The sequence below is a fragment of the Streptacidiphilus neutrinimicus genome, from assembly GCF_000787815.1.
In the GTDB taxonomy this organism is placed as follows: domain Bacteria; phylum Actinomycetota; class Actinomycetes; order Streptomycetales; family Streptomycetaceae; genus Streptacidiphilus; species Streptacidiphilus neutrinimicus.
Genome location: NZ_BBPO01000024.1, coordinates 66,286 through 82,926, shown reverse-complemented (window position 1 = coordinate 82,926; position 16,641 = coordinate 66,286). Strand labels below are relative to the sequence as shown.

Genomic DNA, 16,641 nt, shown 5'->3' with positions numbered 1-16,641 from the left:
ATGAGCCGTACCGGCACCCGCCACGCCAGAGGCCTGCGCTACGCGGCAGTCGTCGCCGTCGCCTCGATGGCCCTGACCGCGACCGCCTGCAGCAAGCAGGGCGCGGGCAGCCCGTCCACCGGCGACGCCGCCAACTCCGGCACCGCGGCGGCCGCGGCGCCGATCCAGGGCGACATCACCTTCAACGACGCCAACCTGGCCAAGCTCGACGCCGCCCTCAAGGCCGCCCTGCAGGGCAAGGACCTGTCCCGGCTCGACCTCGCGATGGTCGTCAACGTGGCCGTGGACTACTGGAACGCGGGCAAGGCCGGGTTCACCAAGGGGCTGTCGGACCTCGGCGTCAAGGGGACCTTCCAGGCGCCCGCCAACGGCCGCCTGGACCAGCAGCTGTCCATCATCCAGACCATCCGCGGGCAGAACATCTCCGGCTTCTCCGTCTCGGCGATCGACCCGACCGCCATCAAGTCCCCGATCCAGTCCGCGAACTCGGCGGGCATCCCGGTGCTGGCGATCGACTCGCCGCTGCCGGCGGAGGACGGCGCCGCGCTGTACCTGGGCACCCCCAACTACACCGCGGGCCTGAAGGCCGGCGCGGCGATGAAGTCCGCGCTCGGCGGCAAGGGCGAGGTCGTGGTCCTGGTCGGCTCGCTCACCGCGTCCAACGCGGTGCAGCGCATCCAGGGCTTCGAGGACGCGCTCAAGGGCAGCGACATCAAGGTCGTCAACAAGCTCTCCGACAGCATGGACGCCTCGAAGGCGCTCACCAACGCCCAGACCGCGATCCAGACCGACCCCAACGTCAACGGCCTGTACGGCGTCTACTCCTACGACGGCCCCTCGGCCGCGCAGGCGGTCCAGTCGGCGGGCAAGGCCGGACAGGTCAAGGTCATCTCCGACGACACCGACGCCCAGACGCTCAGCTTCATCAAGCAGGGCGTCATCCAGGCCAGCATCGTCCAGTCCCCCTACCAGCAGGGCTACACCGGCGCCTACCTGCTCGCCGCGCTGAAGGTGCTGGGCAAGGACGCCACGCTGAACATCGTCAAGCCCTACCTGGAGTCCGACGGCACCACCCTCAGCTCCGGCGTCGGCGTGGTGACCCAGGACAACCTGACCGCGTTCCAGGCCAAGCAGGCCGCGCTCGGGATCACGGGGTGACCTGAGTGACCACCAGTGCTCCCCGCGTCGGGACCGAACCGGCCGCAGGCGCGGCCGCGGTGCTGCGCGCGGTCAGGAAGAGCTACGGGCCGGTCACCGTGCTGGACATCCCGGAGCTGGAGCTGAAGCGTGGTCAGATCACCTGCGTCGTCGGGGAGAACGGCGCCGGGAAGTCCACCCTCATGGGTGTGCTCTCCGGCACGGTCTCCCCGACCGGCGGGGAGATCCTGATCGCCGGCCAGCCCCTGCTCCCGGGACGGCCCGACCACGCCAAGGCCCTGGGCGTCAGCATGGTGGCGCAGGAGTTCCCCCTGGTGGGCCGGCTCAGCGTCGCGGAGAACCTGCTGCTGGGCCGCCACACCCGGGCCACCGAGAAGGCCGGGGCCCTCCGCCGGGCCCTGTTCGACCGGGCCGGCACCCGCCGCGAGGCCCGCGAGCTGCTGGAGGACATCGGCGTCCACGGCGTCGACGTCGACCGGCCGGTGGAACAACTGCCCGTGCCGCTGCGGCAGATGATCGAGATCGCCAAGGCCTGGGGCAACCGCCCCCTGGTGCTCATCCTCGACGAGCCGACCTCCTCGCTCGGCCCCGTCGAGGCCGGCAAGGTCCTCGACCTCGCCCGTCGGCACACCGCCGGCGGCGGCGCCGTCCTGTTCATCGGGCACCGCCTCGACGAGGTCCGCGACATCGCCGACCGCGTCGTGGTCCTGCGCAGCGGCCGACTGGTGGCGGACCTCAGCCCGCAGGAGGCCACCGAGGAACGCATGATCCGCGAGATGGTCGGCAGCGAACTCGCCCACGGCGACATCGCGCCGCCCGCGACCGTGGAGGCCCGCACGGTCCTGGTCGCGCGCGGCCTCGCGGCCGACGGCCTCGGGCCCGTCGACCTGGAGCTGCGCGCGGGCGAGATCGTGGGCGTCGCCGGGCTGATGGGATCGGGCCGCAGCCGCCTGCTTCACACGATCATGGGCGCCCAGCCCCGGACCGGCGGCGAGGTCCGGCTCAAGGACCAGCCGTTCCACCCCCGGCATCCGGCCGACGCCGTCGCGGCCGGCATCGGCCTGGTACCCGAGGACCGCAAGGAGCAGTCGCTGCTCCCGCTCCACCCGGTCCGCTGGAACGCCACGCTGGCCACCCTGCGGCGCGACTCCCGCCACGGGGTGCTCACCCCGAAGGGCGACAAGGAACGCTCCCGGGAGATCGTCAAGGACCTGGGCGTGCGCATGCACTCGCAGGAGCAGCCGATCGGATCCCTGTCCGGCGGCAACCAGCAGAAGGTGGTCTTCGGCCGCTGGCTGCACGCCAGGCCCGACCTGCTGCTCCTGGACGAGCCCACGCGCGGGGTCGACGTCGGCGCGAAGGCGGAGATCTACCACCTCATCGACCAGGCGGCGCAGGACGGCCTGGCCGTGCTGGTGGCCTCCTCGGAGCTGGAGGAACTGCTGTGGATCTGCCACCGGATCGTCGTCATGGCCCACGGGCGGATCGTCGCCGACCTGCGCCGTGACGACTTCAGCAAGGAACGGATCATGACAGCGGCCGCGGGAACGCAGCCACTGGTAGCAGGTATGGAGGAACCGGCATGACCGCCCAAACCGCTCCCGCCCGCGAGCGGGCCGGCGTGCCCGCGCGCAACCGGCTGCGCGCCCTGGTGGAGACACCCGAGGTGGGCGTCGTCGCCGCCTGCGTCGCGGTCTTCGTCGCGCTCTCGCTGGCCCGCGACACCTTCGCGAGCGCGGTCAACCTCCAGGGCATGGGCTTCGACCTGGCCCAGTACGGTCTCATCGCGATCGGCGAGTCCCTGGTCATCCTGACCGGCGGCATCGACCTGTCGGTGGGCGCACTGCTGGGCACCTCGGTGATCCTGATGTCCTGGTTCAACGTCAACGCCCACCTCCCGGCGGGCGTCGCCGTGCTCGCGACACTCGCCCTCACCGGTCTGGTGGGCCTGTGGCACGGCCTCGCGGTCACCCGCCTGAAGATGCCGCCGTTCGTGGTGACGCTGGTGACGTACACCGTCGCGCAGGGCGTCACCCTGGCCATCACCTCGGGCACCTCGATCGTGGGGATCTCCGGCTTCTTCTCGAACGTCGGCCAGACCTACATCGCCCAGATCCCCGTCCCGCTGATCCTCTTCGCCATCGTCGCGGTGGCGGCCTGGTTCTTCCTGGAACGCACCTACGCGGGCCGTCAGGTATACGCGGTCGGCGGCAACCCGGAGGCGGCACGCCTGGCCGGCATCCGCGGGGACCGGCGCGTCATCAGCATGTACGTCACCAGCTCGCTGCTGTCCGGCTTCTCCTCGATGCTGGTGCTCGGCCGCATGGGCGTGGGCTCCGCCAGCGGCGTCGGCGTCGGCTGGGAGCTGTCCGCGATCGCCGCAGCCGTCATCGGCGGCGTCAGCCTGGTCGGGGGCCAGGGCCGGATCCTCGGCATCGTGGCCGGCACGGTCCTGCTGGAGCTCATCAACAACGGCCTGACGACGCTTCAGATCAACTCCGACTACACCAACATCGTCCTCGGCGGCGTCCTCGGCATCGCCATCCTCGCCGACCGCCTCCGCGCCCAGCACCTGTCCAGGCGCACCTGACCGGCACAGCGTCTGTTTGCAGGAGGGGCTCTGTGGTCACCTCCGCCGAGGAGCCCCTCCACGGACACAGGAACAGCCATGCTCTTCGTCTCCAGCGAACCCCACGGCCGTCTCCCCGACGGCAGGCGGATCGAACGATGGACCTTCGGCTCCGAGGGTGCGGTGACCGCCCAGGCGCTCACCCTCGGCGCCACCCTCAGCGCACTCCACGCCCCGGACTCCGAGGGGCGGCGGGCCAACGTCGTCCTGTCGGCCGGCGACCCGGCGGACCTGACCGGCGAGGCCCGCTATTTCGGGGCCACGATCGGCCGCTACGCCAACCGCATCCGGGGCGGCCGATTCCCCTCCGATACCGGCGTCCACCGCCTGCCGCGCAACGAGAACGAGCGCACCACCCTCCACGGGGGTCCGGACGGCTTCGACAACCGCCTCTGGCGCGCGCGACCCGTCCGGCGCAGCGATCGCGTCGGGGTCGCCTTCCACCTGCACAGCCCCGCGGGCGACCAGGGCTTTCCCGGGGCGCTCGAGGTGACGGCGACCTACGAGCTCGACTCCGTCGGAACGCTGAGCATCACCTACCGGGCCGTCACGGACGCCCCCACGGTCGTCAACCTGACCAACCACGCCTACTTCAACCTGGCCGGCGAGGGCAGCGGAGACATCCTCGACCACGCGCTCCAGATCGAAGCCGACCGGTACCTGCCCGTGGACCGCGACCTGGTGCCACTGCCCGGGCAGGCAGCGCCGGTCTCCGGAACTCCCTTCGACTTCACCCGGCCGCAGTTCCTCAGCCGCGTGACAGCCGGACACCACCCCCAGCTGACGCTGGCCGGCGGCGGCTACGACCACAACTGGATCCTGCGCGACAGGCCCGGCGACAGGCCGGCGCCGGCCGCCCGGCTCTGGCATCCGCCGACCGGCAGACACCTCACCTGCTTCACGACCGAGCCCGGACTGCAGGTCTACACGGGACACCGTTTCGACGGCAGCGTGTCCGGACCCGGGGGGCGGCCCTACCGCGCCTTCGCGGGAATCGCGCTGGAGACCCAGCACTTTCCCGACTCTCCGAACCGGCGAGAATTCCCCTCGACAATGCTGCGGCCGCGCGAGCAATTCACCTCCACGACCGTCTACAGGTTTTCGGTCGCCTGATCCCGTCGGCGCGGAATGTCAGCTTCGCCTCGGCCCGGCCAGAGTTGACCTCGGGCGACCGCACGTTCTCACTGATCGGGGTCGGGTCCGCGGTCGTCGCCGCCCTGTCCCAGAACGGGGCCCCGAACGTGCTCGCGGGCGTGATCACCGGGGTCGGTTTCGTCGGCGGAGGGCTGACCTTCCGTCCGGCCGGCGCGGGCAGGATCGGAGGCACGGCAGCACGACCGCGACGATCTTCGCCCCGGCCGCGATCGGGGCCGCAGCGGGCGTAGGCCTCCTCGCTCTCGCGACCGTGGGAACGCTGCCACGCTGCTGGCACTCGAAATCCGGCACATCCCACTCCCGCGGCTGCTCGCCGGAGGCCACCGGGTCCACCGGTACCGCGAGGAGGACGCGGTCTGTGACGTGCCCGACCCTCGCCCTGACTCCCCGACCGTCCAGGAGCAGGTCATGACCGGAGCCCGCGGCAGGCCGGCCGGCACCTGCGTCAAACCGTCGATGCCGGGATCCCGGACGATGAGGCCGTCGGAGCACCGGAAGGAGCGGTCATCCAGGGCCTCGCCGGTGCGGGACCATCTGTCCATGATGCGCTCGACCTCGGCGTCAGAGCCCACGGGCGATGGTCCCGCGGATCCTCCCCGGCGCCAGGAGCGTGATCGAGGAGGCCGGCGCCTGGCCGTCGGACAGCGGGTGGTCGTGGGTCAGAAGCCCTGGGCCAGGCGGTGGTAGGCCTGGTTCCAGCGGAGCTCCTGGGTGAAGCGGCGGACGGTGGTGTCGGCGTCGATCAGGGCCAGTTCGGTGCCGGTCATCTCGGCGAAGTCGTGGAGCTCCTCGCTCCCGATCGCGGTCGACAGCACCGTGTGGTGGGGCCCTCCGGCGGTGAGCCAGGCCTCGGCCGAGGTGGCGAGGTCGGGGCGGGGCGCCCAGACCGCCCGGGCGACGGGCAGGGCGGGCAGGGGCTGGAGGGGTTCGACGACGTCGATCTCGTTGGCCACCAGGCGGAACCGTGCGCCCAGGTCCGCGAGTCCCACGACCACCGCGGGCCCGGGGGCCGCGTCGAAGACCAGGCGTACCGGGTCCTCCCGGCCGCCGATGCCCAGCGGGTGGATCTCCGCGGTCGGCCGTGCCGTGGCGATGCTGGGGCAGACCTCGAGCATGTGGGCGCCCAGGATCAGCTGCTGCCCGGGGGCGAGGTGGTAGGTGTAGTCCTCCATGAAGGACGTGCCGCCCGGGCGGCCGGCGCCCATCGCCTTGAGGGTGCGCAGCAGGGCGGAGGTCTTCCAGTCGCCTTCGCCGCCGAAGCCGTAGCCGTCGGCCATGAGGCGCTGGACCGCGATGCCGGGGAGCTGGCGCAGGCCGCCCAGGTCCTCGAAGTTGGTGGTGAAGGCGCCGAAGCCGCCCTCGGTGAGGAAGGTGCGCAGTCCGGCCTCGATGCGGGCCGCATAGCGCAGCGAGGTGTGCCGCTCTTTGCCGACGCGCAGTTCGGGGGCGACCGTGTAGAGGTCCTCGTACTCCTTGACCAGGGCGTCCACCTCTGCGTCGGCGACCGCGTCGACCGCCTGGACCAGGTCGTTGACGCCGTAGGTGTTGACCGAGACGCCGAAGCGCAGCTGTGCGTCGACCTTGTCGCCCTCGGTCACCGCCACGTCGCGCATGTTGTCGCCGAAGCGGGCGAGCTTCAGGCTGCGCAGTTCGGCGCGACCGGCCGCCGCGCGTGCCCAGGCGCCGACGCGCCGGGCGACGCGCAGGTCGCTGACGTGGCCGGCGACGGTCTTGCGGGCGAGGCCGAGCCGGGCCTGGATGTAGCCGAACTCACGGTCGCCGTGGGCGGCCTGGTTCAGGTTCATGAAGTCCATGTCGATGCTGGACCAGGGGATCTCGACATGGGACTGGGTGTGCAGGTGCAGCAGCGGTTCGGCCAGGGCGTCGAGGCCGGAGATCCACATCTTGGCCGGGGAGAAGGTGTGCATCCACGCGATCACGCCGACGCAGTCGTCGTCCGCGTTGGCCTCCAGCATCACCCGGCGGATGGCGGCCGCGTCGGTGAGCACCGGCTTCCAGTCCAGCGCGGTGGCGAGCTCGCCGCTCGCCGACAGCGCCCGTGCGATGGCCTGGGACTGTTCGGCGACCTGCCGCAGGGTTTCCTCACCGTAGAGGTGCTGACTTCCGGTCAGGAACCAGATGCTCATGCGGTGACTCCGTCGGTAGAGGGCTTCTGCTGGCCGTAGACGTTCTGGTAGCGGTCGTAGAGGCGGTCGATGGCGTCCGCTTCCAGCCGGGTCACGGGGCCGAGCTGGCGGGCCAGGTGCACCGTGCGGGCGACGTCCTCGCACATGACGGCCGCCTTGACCGCCGCCTTGGCGTCCTTGCCGATGGTGAAGACGCCGTGCTGGCGCATGAGCACCGCGGGCGAGCGGTGGCCCTTGAGCGTCGCCACGATGCCCTCACCAATGGAGTGGTCGCCGATCAGGGCGAAGGGTCCGACGGGGATGTCGTCGCCGAACTCGTCTCCCATCGCGGTGATCGCGCAGGGGATGGGCTGTCCGACGGCGGACCACGCTGTGGCGTAGGGCGAGTGGGTGTGCACCACTCCCCCGACCTCGGGCATGTTCCGGTAGACGTAGGCGTGCGCGGCGGTGTCGGAGGACGGCTTGTGGGAGCCGTCGACGACGGTGCCGTGCAGGTCGGTGACGATCATCGACTCGGGGGTCAGGTCGTCGTACGACAGGCCCGAGGGCTTGATCACCATCAGGTCGCGCCCCGGAACGCGGGCGCTGACGTTGCCGCTGGTCCAGGCGACCAGCCCCCAGCGGAGCAGCTCCGCATGCAGGGCGCAGACCTCGGCCCTGAGCGTCATGAGCGTGGTGTCCGGGTCGGTGGTCATGCGCTCGCTCCGTCGAGGTCGGGGAGGGTGACGGCCGTGCGGGCGCGGGTGCGCAGCGCGCGCAGGCGGTGCATCGCACCGGAGCCGCCGCGGCCGAAGTGGTCGTGCAGTTCCTTGTATTCGGCGTAGAGCAGGTCGTAGGCGCGGGCCCGGTCGGGGTCGGGGGTGTGGACGGCGCGGTGGATGCTGCCCATCGCGGCCGATGCGGCCTGGATGTCCGGGTACGCCCCGGCGGCCACGGCGGCGTGGATGGCGGAGCCGAGGGCGCCGCCCTGCCGGGAGCCGATGACGTTGATCGGGCGGCGCAGCACGTCGCTGTAGATCTGCATCAGGAAGGCGTTCTTGGGCAGGCCGCCGGCGACGGTGAACTCGGTGACCGGAACGCCGGCGAGTTCGAACGCGTCGACGATGGTGCGGGTGCCGAACGCGGTCGCCTCCAGCAGCGCGCGGTAGATCTCCTCGGGGCGGGTGTCCAGGGTGAGCCCGAGAATCAGCCCGGACAGGTGGTGGTCCACCAGCACCGAGCGGTTGCCGCTGTGCCAGTCCAGCGCCACCAGGCCGTGTTCCCCCACGGCCTGTTCCGCGGCCTTCTCCGTCAGCAGCTCGTGCGGGCCGAGGCCCCGCTGGAGCGCCTCACGCTCGTAGGACGCGGGCAGCGCGGTGCGCACGGCCCAGGCGAAGACGTCGCCGACGCCGGACTGCCCGGCCTCGTAGCCCCAAAGACCCGGAACGACGCCGTCCTTCACCGCTCCGCACATGCCCGGCACGTCGGCAGGCCGGTCGGAGTTCATGATGTGGCAGGTGCTGGTGCCCATGATCGCCAGCATGTGGCCGGGTTCCAGAGCCCGGGCGGCGGCGCTGGTGACGTGGGCGTCGACGTTGCCCACGCTGACCGGAGTGCCCTCGTGCAGACCGGTCCACGCCGCCGCCCGGGGGCTGAGGCCCCCCGCGCGCCCGCCGAGCGGGGACAGGGGGAAGTCCACCTTCCGCGTGAAGTCGGCGAACTCCGGGTTGAGCGCACGCAGGAACTCCGGGCCGGGGCGGCCGGAGCCTGAGAGGAGGTCGGGCTGGTGGATCCCCTTGTACCCGGCGGTGCACAGGTTCCGGCTCTCCGCGCCGGTCAGCTCCCACACGATCCAGTCGGCCGCCTCGATCCAGCGGTCGGCGGCCCGGTACAGCTCCGGGTCCTCCTCCAGCAGTTGGAGCGCCTTCGCGTACTCCCACTCGCTGGAGATCCTGCCGCCGTACCGCGCGAGCCATGCCTCGCCGCGTTCGGCGGCAAGAGAGTTGATCCGGTCCGCCTGCGGCTGCGCGGCGTGGTGCTTCCACAGCTTCGGGTAGGCGTGCGGCCGGTCCGCGAACCGCGGCAGGTCGCACAGCGGCGTCCCGTCCGCGGTGGTCGGCAGAACCGTGCATGCGGTGAAGTCGGTGCCGATCCCCACCACCCGGTCCCGGCCCGCCCCCGCGCGCTCGAGCGCCTTCGGCACCGCGTGTCGCAGCACGTCGCGCCAGTCCTCCGGCACCTGCAACGCCCAGTCGGGCGGCAACCGCTCGCCGGTCCGGGGCAGCGTGTGTTCCGCCGCGCCGTGGCGGTACTCGTGGACGGCCTCGCCCAACTGCGCACCGTCGGCGACGGAGACGACCACGGCACGCCCGGACAGGGTGCCGAAGTCCACCCCGATCGTCACGGCCTCGTCGAGAGGTATGTGCTGCACCAGAGGACTCCTGGGAGTATGCCCCGCGCCCACAGTATTGTGAGCGCTAACATCATGACGAAAAGTAGCGCTACGTACGTTGCTCGAACTCAGGCGAGCCCTGGATTCGCAATCGGATCCGCAGCACCCACACCCCCACCACGTGGGCCGGGGCGCACGAACCGAGATGGCACGCCTAGATTGTGAACGCTAACACCACAGACGTCAACCGTCCTGAAGCGGGGTTGGAGGCCCCGTGAGAGGGCATGCGCGCCGCGACCGATCGGCAGGAGGCGTCACAAGGTGCGGTCAGCACCGCCGCCCCCTCGGAAGGAGATCACCATGTCCGTGACCGAGCCCGCCCGCGACAGCGTCGACGACGAGATCCAGGTCCTGCTCGAGCCCTGCCGGCCGCGTGACGCGGACGCGGTCGTCGCCGTCGTCCAGGACCACTTCCAGGCCGACATCCCCACGCCGCCGCCGGGCGAGGGGGCCCGCACGGGGACGGACGGGAACAACCCCGTCTGGGCGTTCGTCCTGCACGCCCGCCCCCGCGGTCCGAAGCCGCGGCAGCCCGTGCAGCTCACCGACCCGGTCAACGTGGACCTCAGTGGCCCGGCGGAAGCCGTCCGCCGCGTCCGGGAGCTGCTCGCCTCGTCCTTCCGTGTGCACGACCGCGCCGACATCCCTGGCGAGCACGAGATCGAACTGCGGCTGCAACTGACCTGAGACAGCGTGAGCCGGCGTCGGCGGCCCGGGCCGCCGACGCCGGCGGCTGCGGCTGCGGCTGCGGCTGCGGACGCCGACCTGACTTGGCGTCCGTCAGTCGCTGTCCGGATCAGCGAAGGTGGCAGCCGATCACGCGAGGGGGAAGGACCTGCTGCCCCGATCCCTGCTCACGAGGCGCGGCCTGCTCCCGGCCCGCCCCTGTCCGCCCTCCTTGTGCCCGCCTGTCGGGGGTGCGCTTCCGCATCCGGGGCTTCCGCATCCGGGGTGGTCCAGGAGTCGGGATCCGGCGCCAGAGGAGAGTCCGCCGGAGGGATCGGCGGCGATTCTCGACGCTTGCGTCGGGACCCCCAGACGAAGGACGCGACCAACACGACCACGACCAACACGCCGATCACGAACACGCTCCAGTCGAGCGCCCCGAAGCCAGTCAGGGCCAATTCCGTGCTCATTTCCGCCTCCCGGTGTCACACGCATCTCATGTCGCCCCGGACGGGCCACGAGCGCCTTGCCCCGGCGGGAGATCCCAAACGGCTGATCGTCAACGGACGGTCGGCCTCGGGTCGTCGTCGGGTCCCCGTCGGAAGCGGTCAGCCGCGCAGGGCCGGCAGGACCTGCTGCCGGTACGCCTCGAAGAACGCCTCGTGGTCGGTGCCGATCTGGCCGACGTAGACCTCGTCGAAGCCGGCCTCCACGTAGGCCTGGACGGTCTTCGTGTGCTCGCCCGGGTCGTCGCCGCAGGTGACGGCCTCGGCGACCATGTCGCGGGTGACGAGCCGACTGGCCTGCTCGAAATGCGCCGGGGTCGGCAGGATCTGGGCCAGCTCTCCCGGCAGGAGCTCGGTCGGCCACAGCCGGTGCACCAGGTCGACGGCCTTGTCGCGGTCGGCGCTCCAGCAGACCTTCACCCCGCCGATCACCGGCTTGCCGACGCCTCCGCCCTGCCGGAAGGCCTGGACGAGCTCGGTGTCGGGCGTCATCGTGACGAAGCCGTCTCCGATCCGCCCGGCGAGGCGTGCGGCGTTCGGCCCGAAGCCGGACACGTAGACCGGCAACGGAGCCTGCGGCGGGGTGTAGAGGCGGGCGTCGTCGACCGTGTAGTGCCTCCCGCGGTGGCTGACCCGGCGGCCAGTGAACAGCTCGCGCATCACCTCGATCGCTTCCTCCAGCATGGCGGCGCGGTCGTCGTAGGAGGGCCACCGGTCGCCGTGGATGTGCTCGTTCAGGGCCTCACCGGTGCCGACGCCCAGGGTGAAACGCCCGTCGAGTAGCACCGAGGAGGTAGCCGCTGCCTGCGCGGTGACGGCGGGGTGCAGGCGGACGGTGGGGCAGGTCACCAGGGTGGTGACGGGCAGATCGGTGACCTGGGACAGGGCGCCGATCATCGACCAGACGAACGGGCTGTTGCCCTGGGCGTCGTTCCACGGGTGGAAGTGGTCGGAGATCGCCAGGCGGGTGAAGCCCGCCTCCTCGGCGCGCCGCGCCTGGTCCAGGAGCTCGGCGGGCGTGAACTCCTCGCAGGACAGGAAGTAGCCGTACTCGGTCATCGTGTCTCTCGCTTCCTCTCGACCGTCCGTCTGCGGACTCTCGCGGGTGGCGGCTACCCCGTCACTCCCCGTGGACACCGGCGCGCTCCGGTCACGCGCCTCGGCGGCGGTCGCGGGCGGCCGGCGCGCCGTTCAGCCCAGTGCGGCGCGGGCGATGCCGAGGAGGAACGGGCTCGTGTCGGCGGACTCGCTGGTCGGAGTGAAGGCGTAGACCAGGATCCGCCCGCTGTCCCTGGTCGCGAACACGCCGTCGGTGCAGCCGGGGGGTGAGCCCGTCTTGCCCCAGACGGTGATGCAACCGCGAAGGGGCGTCGGGCCCCGCTCGCACGGCGACCCCGCGCTCCGAACGGCGGTGTCAGACGCCGCGCGGAGTGTCGTGCCGCGGGTGGAACCGCCACCGGCCTTCCGAGACGATGTCCAGCTTGTCGTCGACGACGCGGAGGGCGGTGTCGTCGTCGATGAAGTAGATCGGGAAGTCCGCGCGGGCGACGATGCGGTCGGCCCAGGCGTCGTCGCGCTCAGGGAAGTGCGGCGAGTACAGGTGCGGCTTCAAGTACCAGTCGAAGAGGCCGAAGGGCGACTCGACCGTCGTCGCGCCGAGGACGTGCAGGTCCGCGGCGTCGCCGATGACGTCGGCGGAGTGCTCGGTGAGGTGCCGGCTGAAGATCATCGATCCCGCGCTGACGCCGACGTAGACCCGGCTCTCGAGCGCCTGGAGGATGCCCTCGGCCAGGCCGTTGCCGGTGATGCTGCGCGCGAGGTGGTAGTGGCTGCCGCCCTCGACGTAGATCACGTCGGCGCGGAGCAGCCGGTCGAGGACCATCCGCTGGGGCAGTCCGTTGAGCTCCAGAACGTCGAACTCCCGCCAGCCGAGGGCGTGCACGCGGTTCAGGTCCTCGATGAACCACCCGTGGTCGCCGGGTTCGGCGACCGAGGCCGTCGGCACGTAGACGACGTTCGCCGACGCGAGCGGCTTGCCGAGGAGGTCACGCAGCGCCTCACGCAGGGTGTCGTTGCGCAGGCCGCTCGCTGTCAGCAGGAGTTTCACCGGCCGAGCCAACCATGGCCGACGGGCGCGTGCAAGTCGCGCCCGGGCCCGCTCCGTCCGCCGTGCGTGCCTGCGTGCCCGCGTGCCTGCGTGCCTGCGTGCCTGCGTGCCCGCGGGTCGCTCACTGGTAGGTGACGGTGACCTTGGTGAAGCCCAGGGACTTCAGCAGCCCTTGAAGCATCGAGGTGGTGTTCTGCTGGGCACGCGTCGTCAGGCCGCTGGCTGCCGCGGCAGCCTGGATGTGGTTGACCGCGAGCACGTTCAGGGCCTGCTGGTCGCCCGGGTTGCCGGAGAAGAACTGGCCGATGCGGTCGAACAGTCCGCGCTGCTGGGCGAAGATGTAGGAGCGCTTGGCGTCCAGCGCGGCCCCGGCCAGCTGCGCGTGCGGCAGGACGATCGACGCGGAGAGGCGGTCGGACGTCACCGACACCTTCGCTCGCGACATGTCGACGTAGGAGTCGACGCTGCCGGCCGCGACGTAGAGGGTCCGGTCGCCGACCAGGGCGGACGGCAGGAAGGTCGCCTCCTTGTCCAGGTCGACGACGACCTGGAAGTTGCCTGCGGCGCCGTCGAAGCGGCTCATGTTCTGCACGGACTGGAGCACCGCCGGGCCGCTGCGGTCCACCGCCTGTTCGCCGAAGGGGTTGGGCAGGCCCGGGAGCCAGTGGAAACGGCCCGCGGCCAGGAAGAGGGCCACGATCACGGCGAAGGTGATCGGGATGCTGAGATACCACGGCACCCGGCGCCGGTTGTTCACGTCCACGCCACCCTCCCCTGGGCGAGCATCCGAGACGGGGCGCGGCGTCTGCCGCGCCCCGAGAGCGCTTCTACCCTGTCCCGGAGCGGTCAGTGATGCCGGGTCAAAAACGAAAAGGGAAGGCCGGGGTCAGCTCGGCGGCGCGGCCTCGACACCGCGGGGCCCGCGGCTCGCCCGGGCCGCCTGTCCGGCCGCCGCGATCCCGGCGCGGAGGGCGGGCATGCCCGCTCGGGCGCGTCCGAGCGCCCGCTGCGCCGAGCGGGCCAGCTCGCCGAGGCGGTGGGCTGCCGTCAGCTGGACGCTGAACGCGTGGGCGCGGTCGTCGAAGCGGCCGTGCGAGCCGAAGTCCTGGTCGGCGTCGGCCGGGGCGAAGAGGTTGTCCGGTGCGTCCTGCGGCTGGAGCTCGGCGGTCTGCTGGGAGTCGAGCCCGGTGCGGGCGAGGTAGCGGTCGAGCAGCCCCGGCGCGACCGCGTTGGCGATCAGTGTCGCGGCGGTACTGCCGCCGACCCAGTACTCGCGCCGGCCGGGGTGGTCGGCCGCGTACAGGACGGCGCGGGCGGCGACCTCCGGCTGGTAGATCGGCGGCACCGGCTGCGCACGCCTGGGCAGCCGGGAGCGGACCCAGTCGAACTGCGGGGTGTTCACCGCGGGCATCTGCACCATGGTGGTCCGCACGCGGGTGCCGGAGGCCAGCAGTTCGCAGCGCAGTGCCTCGTGCCAGCCCTGGAGCGCGTGCTTGGCGCCGCTGTAGGCGCTCTGCATCGGGATGCCGCGGTAGGCGAGCGCCGAGCCGACCTGGACGACGACGCCCGCGTCGCGGGGAAGCATGCGGCGCAGGGCGGCCGCGGTGGCGTAGACGTAGCCGAGGTAGGTCACCTCCGTCACCCGGCGGAACTCCTCCGGGGTGATCTCGGAGAACGGGGCGAAGACGGACGTGAAGGCGTCGTTGACCCACACGTCGATCGGGCCGAGCTCGTCCTCGACGCGCTGGGCGGCGGCCTCCACCGCGTCGGGGTCGGCGACGTCGGCCTCGATGGCGATCACCTTCGCGGCCCCCGCCTGTTCGGCTTCGCGGGCGGCCCCGTCCAGACCGGCCCTGCCGCGCGCGATGAGCGCGACCCGGTCGCCGCGCAGCGCGAACCCCGCGGCGCAGGCGCGTCCGATCCCCCCGCTGGCTCCCGTGATCACCACTGTCCGGCTGCGCGCGTCGTCTCGTGTCATGAGGCGCGTGTTTCCTCGATCATGGCGGGCAAACCGGGCTGCGGACCTCAGGAGCGCAGTTCCAGGGTGCAGCACTTGGCGCTGCCGCCGCCCTTGAGCAGTTCGGACAGGTCGACGCCGAGGGGTTCGAAGCCGCGGGCGGCGAGCTGTGCCGCGAGGCCGGTGGCGGCCTGCGAGAGGATCACGTGGCGTCCGTCGCTCACCGCGTTGAGGCCCAGCACCGCGGCGTCCTCGGCGGTGGCCTGGAGCGCGTCGGGGAAGAGCCGTGCCAGCACAGCCTGGCTGCCGGGTGAGAAGGCCCCCGGGTAGTACATGACCTGGTCGCCGTCGAGGACGGCCAGGGCGGTGTCGAGGTGGTAGTAGTCGGGGTCGACGAGCCGCAGGCCGACGACGGGGCGGCCGAAGTAATCCTGCGCCTCGGCGTGGGCCTCGGGGCGGGTGCGGAAGCCCTGCGCCGCCAGGATCCAGCCGCCGACGACGAGGAAGTCGCCCTCGCCCTCGTTCACGTGCTGCGGGTCGTGCACGTCGGCGAAGCCTGCCGCCCGGAACCAGTCCAGGTACGCGCTGCCCTCGGCGGCTCGCTCGGGGTGGTGGAAGCGCGCGCCGAGGACCCGGCCGTCGACCACGGTGGCGCCGTTGGCCGCGTAGACCATGTCCGGCAGACCGGGCACCGGGTCGATCAGGTCCACCTGGTGTCCCAGGCTCAGGTACAGCTCCCGCAGCTGCTCCCACTGCCGGACTGCCAGCGCGGTGTCGACCGGGACGGCGGGGTTCATCCAGGGGTTGATGGCGTAGGTGACCGCGAAGTGCGTGGGACGACACATCAGGTACCGGCGCGGGGTCGCGGACCGCTGGACGGCATGGACTTCGGGGACGGCGTGGACGGCGTGGACGGCGGCGCGTTCGGCGGTCGTTTCGGCTGTCGGTTCGGCGGTGCGGGCCTGCTGGGCGGCGACGGTGGCCACGGGCGCTCCGTTCGAGAGGGGTAGGGGGAAGGGCCGTCAGGGAAGGTCGGTCGTGGAGATCACCACCATCCTGGTCACCGAGCCGTCGTCGCCGACGACGTCGCGCAGCTCCCGGAAACCGAGCCGACGGCACATGTCCAGGCTCGCGGTGTTCTCCGCGCCGACCATGCCGTAGGCCTCCTTCAGGCCCAGGTTGCCGGCCGCGTGGCGCAGCAGGCCGCGGACGACCTCGGTGCCGAAGCCCCTTCCCCAGTACTCGGGGCGCAGCGCGGTGACCAGTTCGTGCCCGTCGACGTTGCCGGTCTTCTTCACCTCGGCGTGCCCGGCGTACTCCCCGTCATGCCACAGCGCCCACACGTCGAAGAGCCGCTTGGGGTAGACGTCGACGAGGATCGCGCGGAACAGGGCGCGCAGGTCGGGCTCGGGCACCTCGTCCTGACCCATCCAGCGGCACACCAGGGGGTCGCGCAGCAGCGCGACGAAGGCGTCCTCGTCCTCGGGACGGTAGGGCGTGAACTCCAGCCGTTCGGTGCGCAGGGTGGGCGTCGTCATGCGGAACTCCTCGGCGCGGTGGAGTGGCGGTGTCGGTGCGAGGTGCGGACGCTTCGGGAGACCGGGGCGGAGGGGTGTGGCCTCCGCCCCGGCCGGGTGGGCGGGACCGGACTCAGGCGCCGGCGTTCTCCATGCGCTCGCGCAGGCTGCGCGGGCGCATGTCGGTCCAGACCTCGTCGACGTAGGCGGAGCACTCGGCCTCGGTGCCCTCCTTGCCGACCGGCTCCCAGCCGGCCGGCACCTCCACGTCGACCGGCCACAGCGAGTACTGCTCCTCGTCGTTGCGCAGCACCTGGTAGCGGGTGTTCTCGTCCATGTCGGTTTCTCCTGTGATCGGTTGGGCGGGC

16 protein-coding genes are annotated in these 16,641 nt (G+C 71.8%); 5 read left to right on the top strand and 11 right to left on the bottom strand.

What is annotated here, in order from left to right:
- The 4 genes from TR48_RS17430 (at window position 1) to TR48_RS17415 (ending at window position 4,900) form a co-directional block, all read left to right on the top strand.
- Window positions 1-1,158 (top strand): substrate-binding domain-containing protein, encoded by a 1,158-nt coding sequence (locus TR48_RS17430; RefSeq protein WP_042368119.1) that lies wholly within the window; start codon window positions 1-3, stop codon window positions 1,156-1,158.
- A gap of 5 nt (window positions 1,159-1,163) precedes the next feature.
- A complete protein-coding gene (locus TR48_RS17425) occupies window positions 1,164-2,744 on the top strand; it encodes a sugar ABC transporter ATP-binding protein (RefSeq protein WP_042368117.1) in 1,581 nt (526 codons plus the stop codon).
- Complete coding sequence (locus TR48_RS17420; protein ID WP_042368115.1) at window positions 2,741-3,748, top strand: ABC transporter permease; 1,008 nt, start codon at window positions 2,741-2,743, stop codon at window positions 3,746-3,748. Before TR48_RS17425 ends, TR48_RS17420 begins: the two co-directional genes overlap by 4 nt.
- A 78-nt stretch (window positions 3,749-3,826) precedes the next feature.
- Window positions 3,827-4,900, top strand: a complete 1,074-nt coding sequence (locus tag TR48_RS17415) for an aldose epimerase family protein (RefSeq protein ID WP_084729511.1) — start codon at window positions 3,827-3,829, stop codon at window positions 4,898-4,900.
- 701 nt (window positions 4,901-5,601) lie between these two features.
- Here TR48_RS17415 and araA read toward each other — a convergent pair.
- Genes araA through araB form a run of 3 tightly spaced genes read right to left on the bottom strand, consistent with a single transcriptional unit; the run spans window position 5,602 to window position 9,499 of the window.
- Window positions 5,602-7,089, bottom strand: a complete 1,488-nt coding sequence (gene araA, locus TR48_RS17405) for an L-arabinose isomerase (protein WP_042368110.1) — start codon at window positions 7,087-7,089, stop codon at window positions 5,602-5,604.
- On the bottom strand, window positions 7,086-7,784 hold the full coding sequence (locus TR48_RS17400; protein WP_042368109.1) for an L-ribulose-5-phosphate 4-epimerase: 699 nt from the start codon (window positions 7,782-7,784) through the stop codon (window positions 7,086-7,088). Before TR48_RS17400 ends, araA begins: the two co-directional genes overlap by 4 nt.
- Window positions 7,781-9,499 (bottom strand): ribulokinase, encoded by a 1,719-nt coding sequence (gene araB, locus TR48_RS17395; RefSeq protein WP_236652192.1) that lies wholly within the window; start codon window positions 9,497-9,499, stop codon window positions 7,781-7,783. Before araB ends, TR48_RS17400 begins: the two co-directional genes overlap by 4 nt.
- 321 nt (window positions 9,500-9,820) lie before the next feature.
- Between araB and TR48_RS17390 the strand changes: the two genes are divergently transcribed.
- Complete coding sequence (locus TR48_RS17390; RefSeq protein ID WP_042368106.1) at window positions 9,821-10,207, top strand: hypothetical protein; 387 nt, start codon at window positions 9,821-9,823, stop codon at window positions 10,205-10,207.
- A gap of 167 nt (window positions 10,208-10,374) precedes the next feature.
- Here the strand turns inward: TR48_RS17390 and TR48_RS45595 are convergent, their stop codons facing one another.
- From TR48_RS45595 to TR48_RS17355, 8 genes are all read right to left on the bottom strand, one after another.
- Entirely contained in the window at window positions 10,375-10,656 is a 282-nt protein-coding gene (locus TR48_RS45595) for a DUF6479 family protein (protein ID WP_236652191.1), read from the bottom strand.
- Between the two features lie 138 nt (window positions 10,657-10,794).
- Window positions 10,795-11,751, bottom strand: coding sequence for a TIGR03557 family F420-dependent LLM class oxidoreductase (locus TR48_RS17385; protein WP_042368104.1), 957 nt, complete (start codon window positions 11,749-11,751; stop codon window positions 10,795-10,797).
- 355 nt (window positions 11,752-12,106) lie between these two features.
- Window positions 12,107-12,799: a Type 1 glutamine amidotransferase-like domain-containing protein gene (locus TR48_RS17380; protein WP_042368102.1), complete on the bottom strand. Its 693-nt coding sequence runs from the start codon at window positions 12,797-12,799 to the stop codon at window positions 12,107-12,109.
- Window positions 12,800-12,920: 121 nt separating this feature from the next.
- A complete protein-coding gene (locus tag TR48_RS17375) occupies window positions 12,921-13,562 on the bottom strand; it encodes a DUF4230 domain-containing protein (protein WP_042368100.1) in 642 nt (213 codons plus the stop codon).
- A gap of 123 nt (window positions 13,563-13,685) precedes the next feature.
- Entirely contained in the window at window positions 13,686-14,777 is a 1,092-nt protein-coding gene (locus tag TR48_RS17370; RefSeq protein WP_084729509.1) for an SDR family oxidoreductase, read from the bottom strand.
- Window positions 14,778-14,824: 47 nt separating this feature from the next.
- The gene (gene ddaH / locus TR48_RS17365; protein WP_369405586.1) at window positions 14,825-15,742 is read right to left on the bottom strand and encodes a dimethylargininase; all 918 of its coding nucleotides are present in this window, start codon (window positions 15,740-15,742) and stop codon (window positions 14,825-14,827) included.
- Between the two features lie 36 nt (window positions 15,743-15,778).
- Entirely contained in the window at window positions 15,779-16,294 is a 516-nt protein-coding gene (locus TR48_RS17360) for a GNAT family N-acetyltransferase (RefSeq protein WP_042368098.1), read from the bottom strand.
- Window positions 16,295-16,406: 112 nt separating this feature from the next.
- Complete coding sequence (locus TR48_RS17355; RefSeq protein ID WP_042368096.1) at window positions 16,407-16,610, bottom strand: MbtH family protein; 204 nt, start codon at window positions 16,608-16,610, stop codon at window positions 16,407-16,409.
- Between the last annotated feature and the right edge of the window lie 31 nt (window positions 16,611-16,641).

Excerpts from the sequence above, each read along its gene's own strand:
- TR48_RS17400 (WP_042368109.1), bottom strand. The coding sequence starts at position 7,784 with ATGACCACCGACCCGGACACCACGCTCATGACGCTCAGGGCCGAGGTC.
- TR48_RS17385 (WP_042368104.1), bottom strand. The coding sequence starts at position 11,751 with ATGACCGAGTACGGCTACTTCCTGTCCTGCGAGGAGTTCACGCCCGCC.
- TR48_RS17355 (WP_042368096.1), bottom strand. The coding sequence starts at position 16,610 with ATGGACGAGAACACCCGCTACCAGGTGCTGCGCAACGACGAGGAGCAG.
- TR48_RS17360 (WP_042368098.1), bottom strand. The coding sequence starts at position 16,294 with ATGACGACGCCCACCCTGCGCACCGAACGGCTGGAGTTCACGCCCTAC.
- TR48_RS17430 (WP_042368119.1), top strand. The coding sequence starts at position 1 with ATGAGCCGTACCGGCACCCGCCACGCCAGAGGCCTGCGCTACGCGGCA.
- TR48_RS17370 (WP_084729509.1), bottom strand. The coding sequence starts at position 14,777 with ATGACACGAGACGACGCGCGCAGCCGGACAGTGGTGATCACGGGAGCC.
- TR48_RS45595 (WP_236652191.1), bottom strand. The coding sequence starts at position 10,656 with ATGAGCACGGAATTGGCCCTGACTGGCTTCGGGGCGCTCGACTGGAGC.
- TR48_RS17415 (WP_084729511.1), top strand. The coding sequence starts at position 3,827 with ATGCTCTTCGTCTCCAGCGAACCCCACGGCCGTCTCCCCGACGGCAGG.
- TR48_RS17420 (WP_042368115.1), top strand. The coding sequence starts at position 2,741 with ATGACCGCCCAAACCGCTCCCGCCCGCGAGCGGGCCGGCGTGCCCGCG.
- araA (WP_042368110.1), bottom strand. The coding sequence starts at position 7,089 with ATGAGCATCTGGTTCCTGACCGGAAGTCAGCACCTCTACGGTGAGGAA.
- TR48_RS17390 (WP_042368106.1), top strand. The coding sequence starts at position 9,821 with ATGTCCGTGACCGAGCCCGCCCGCGACAGCGTCGACGACGAGATCCAG.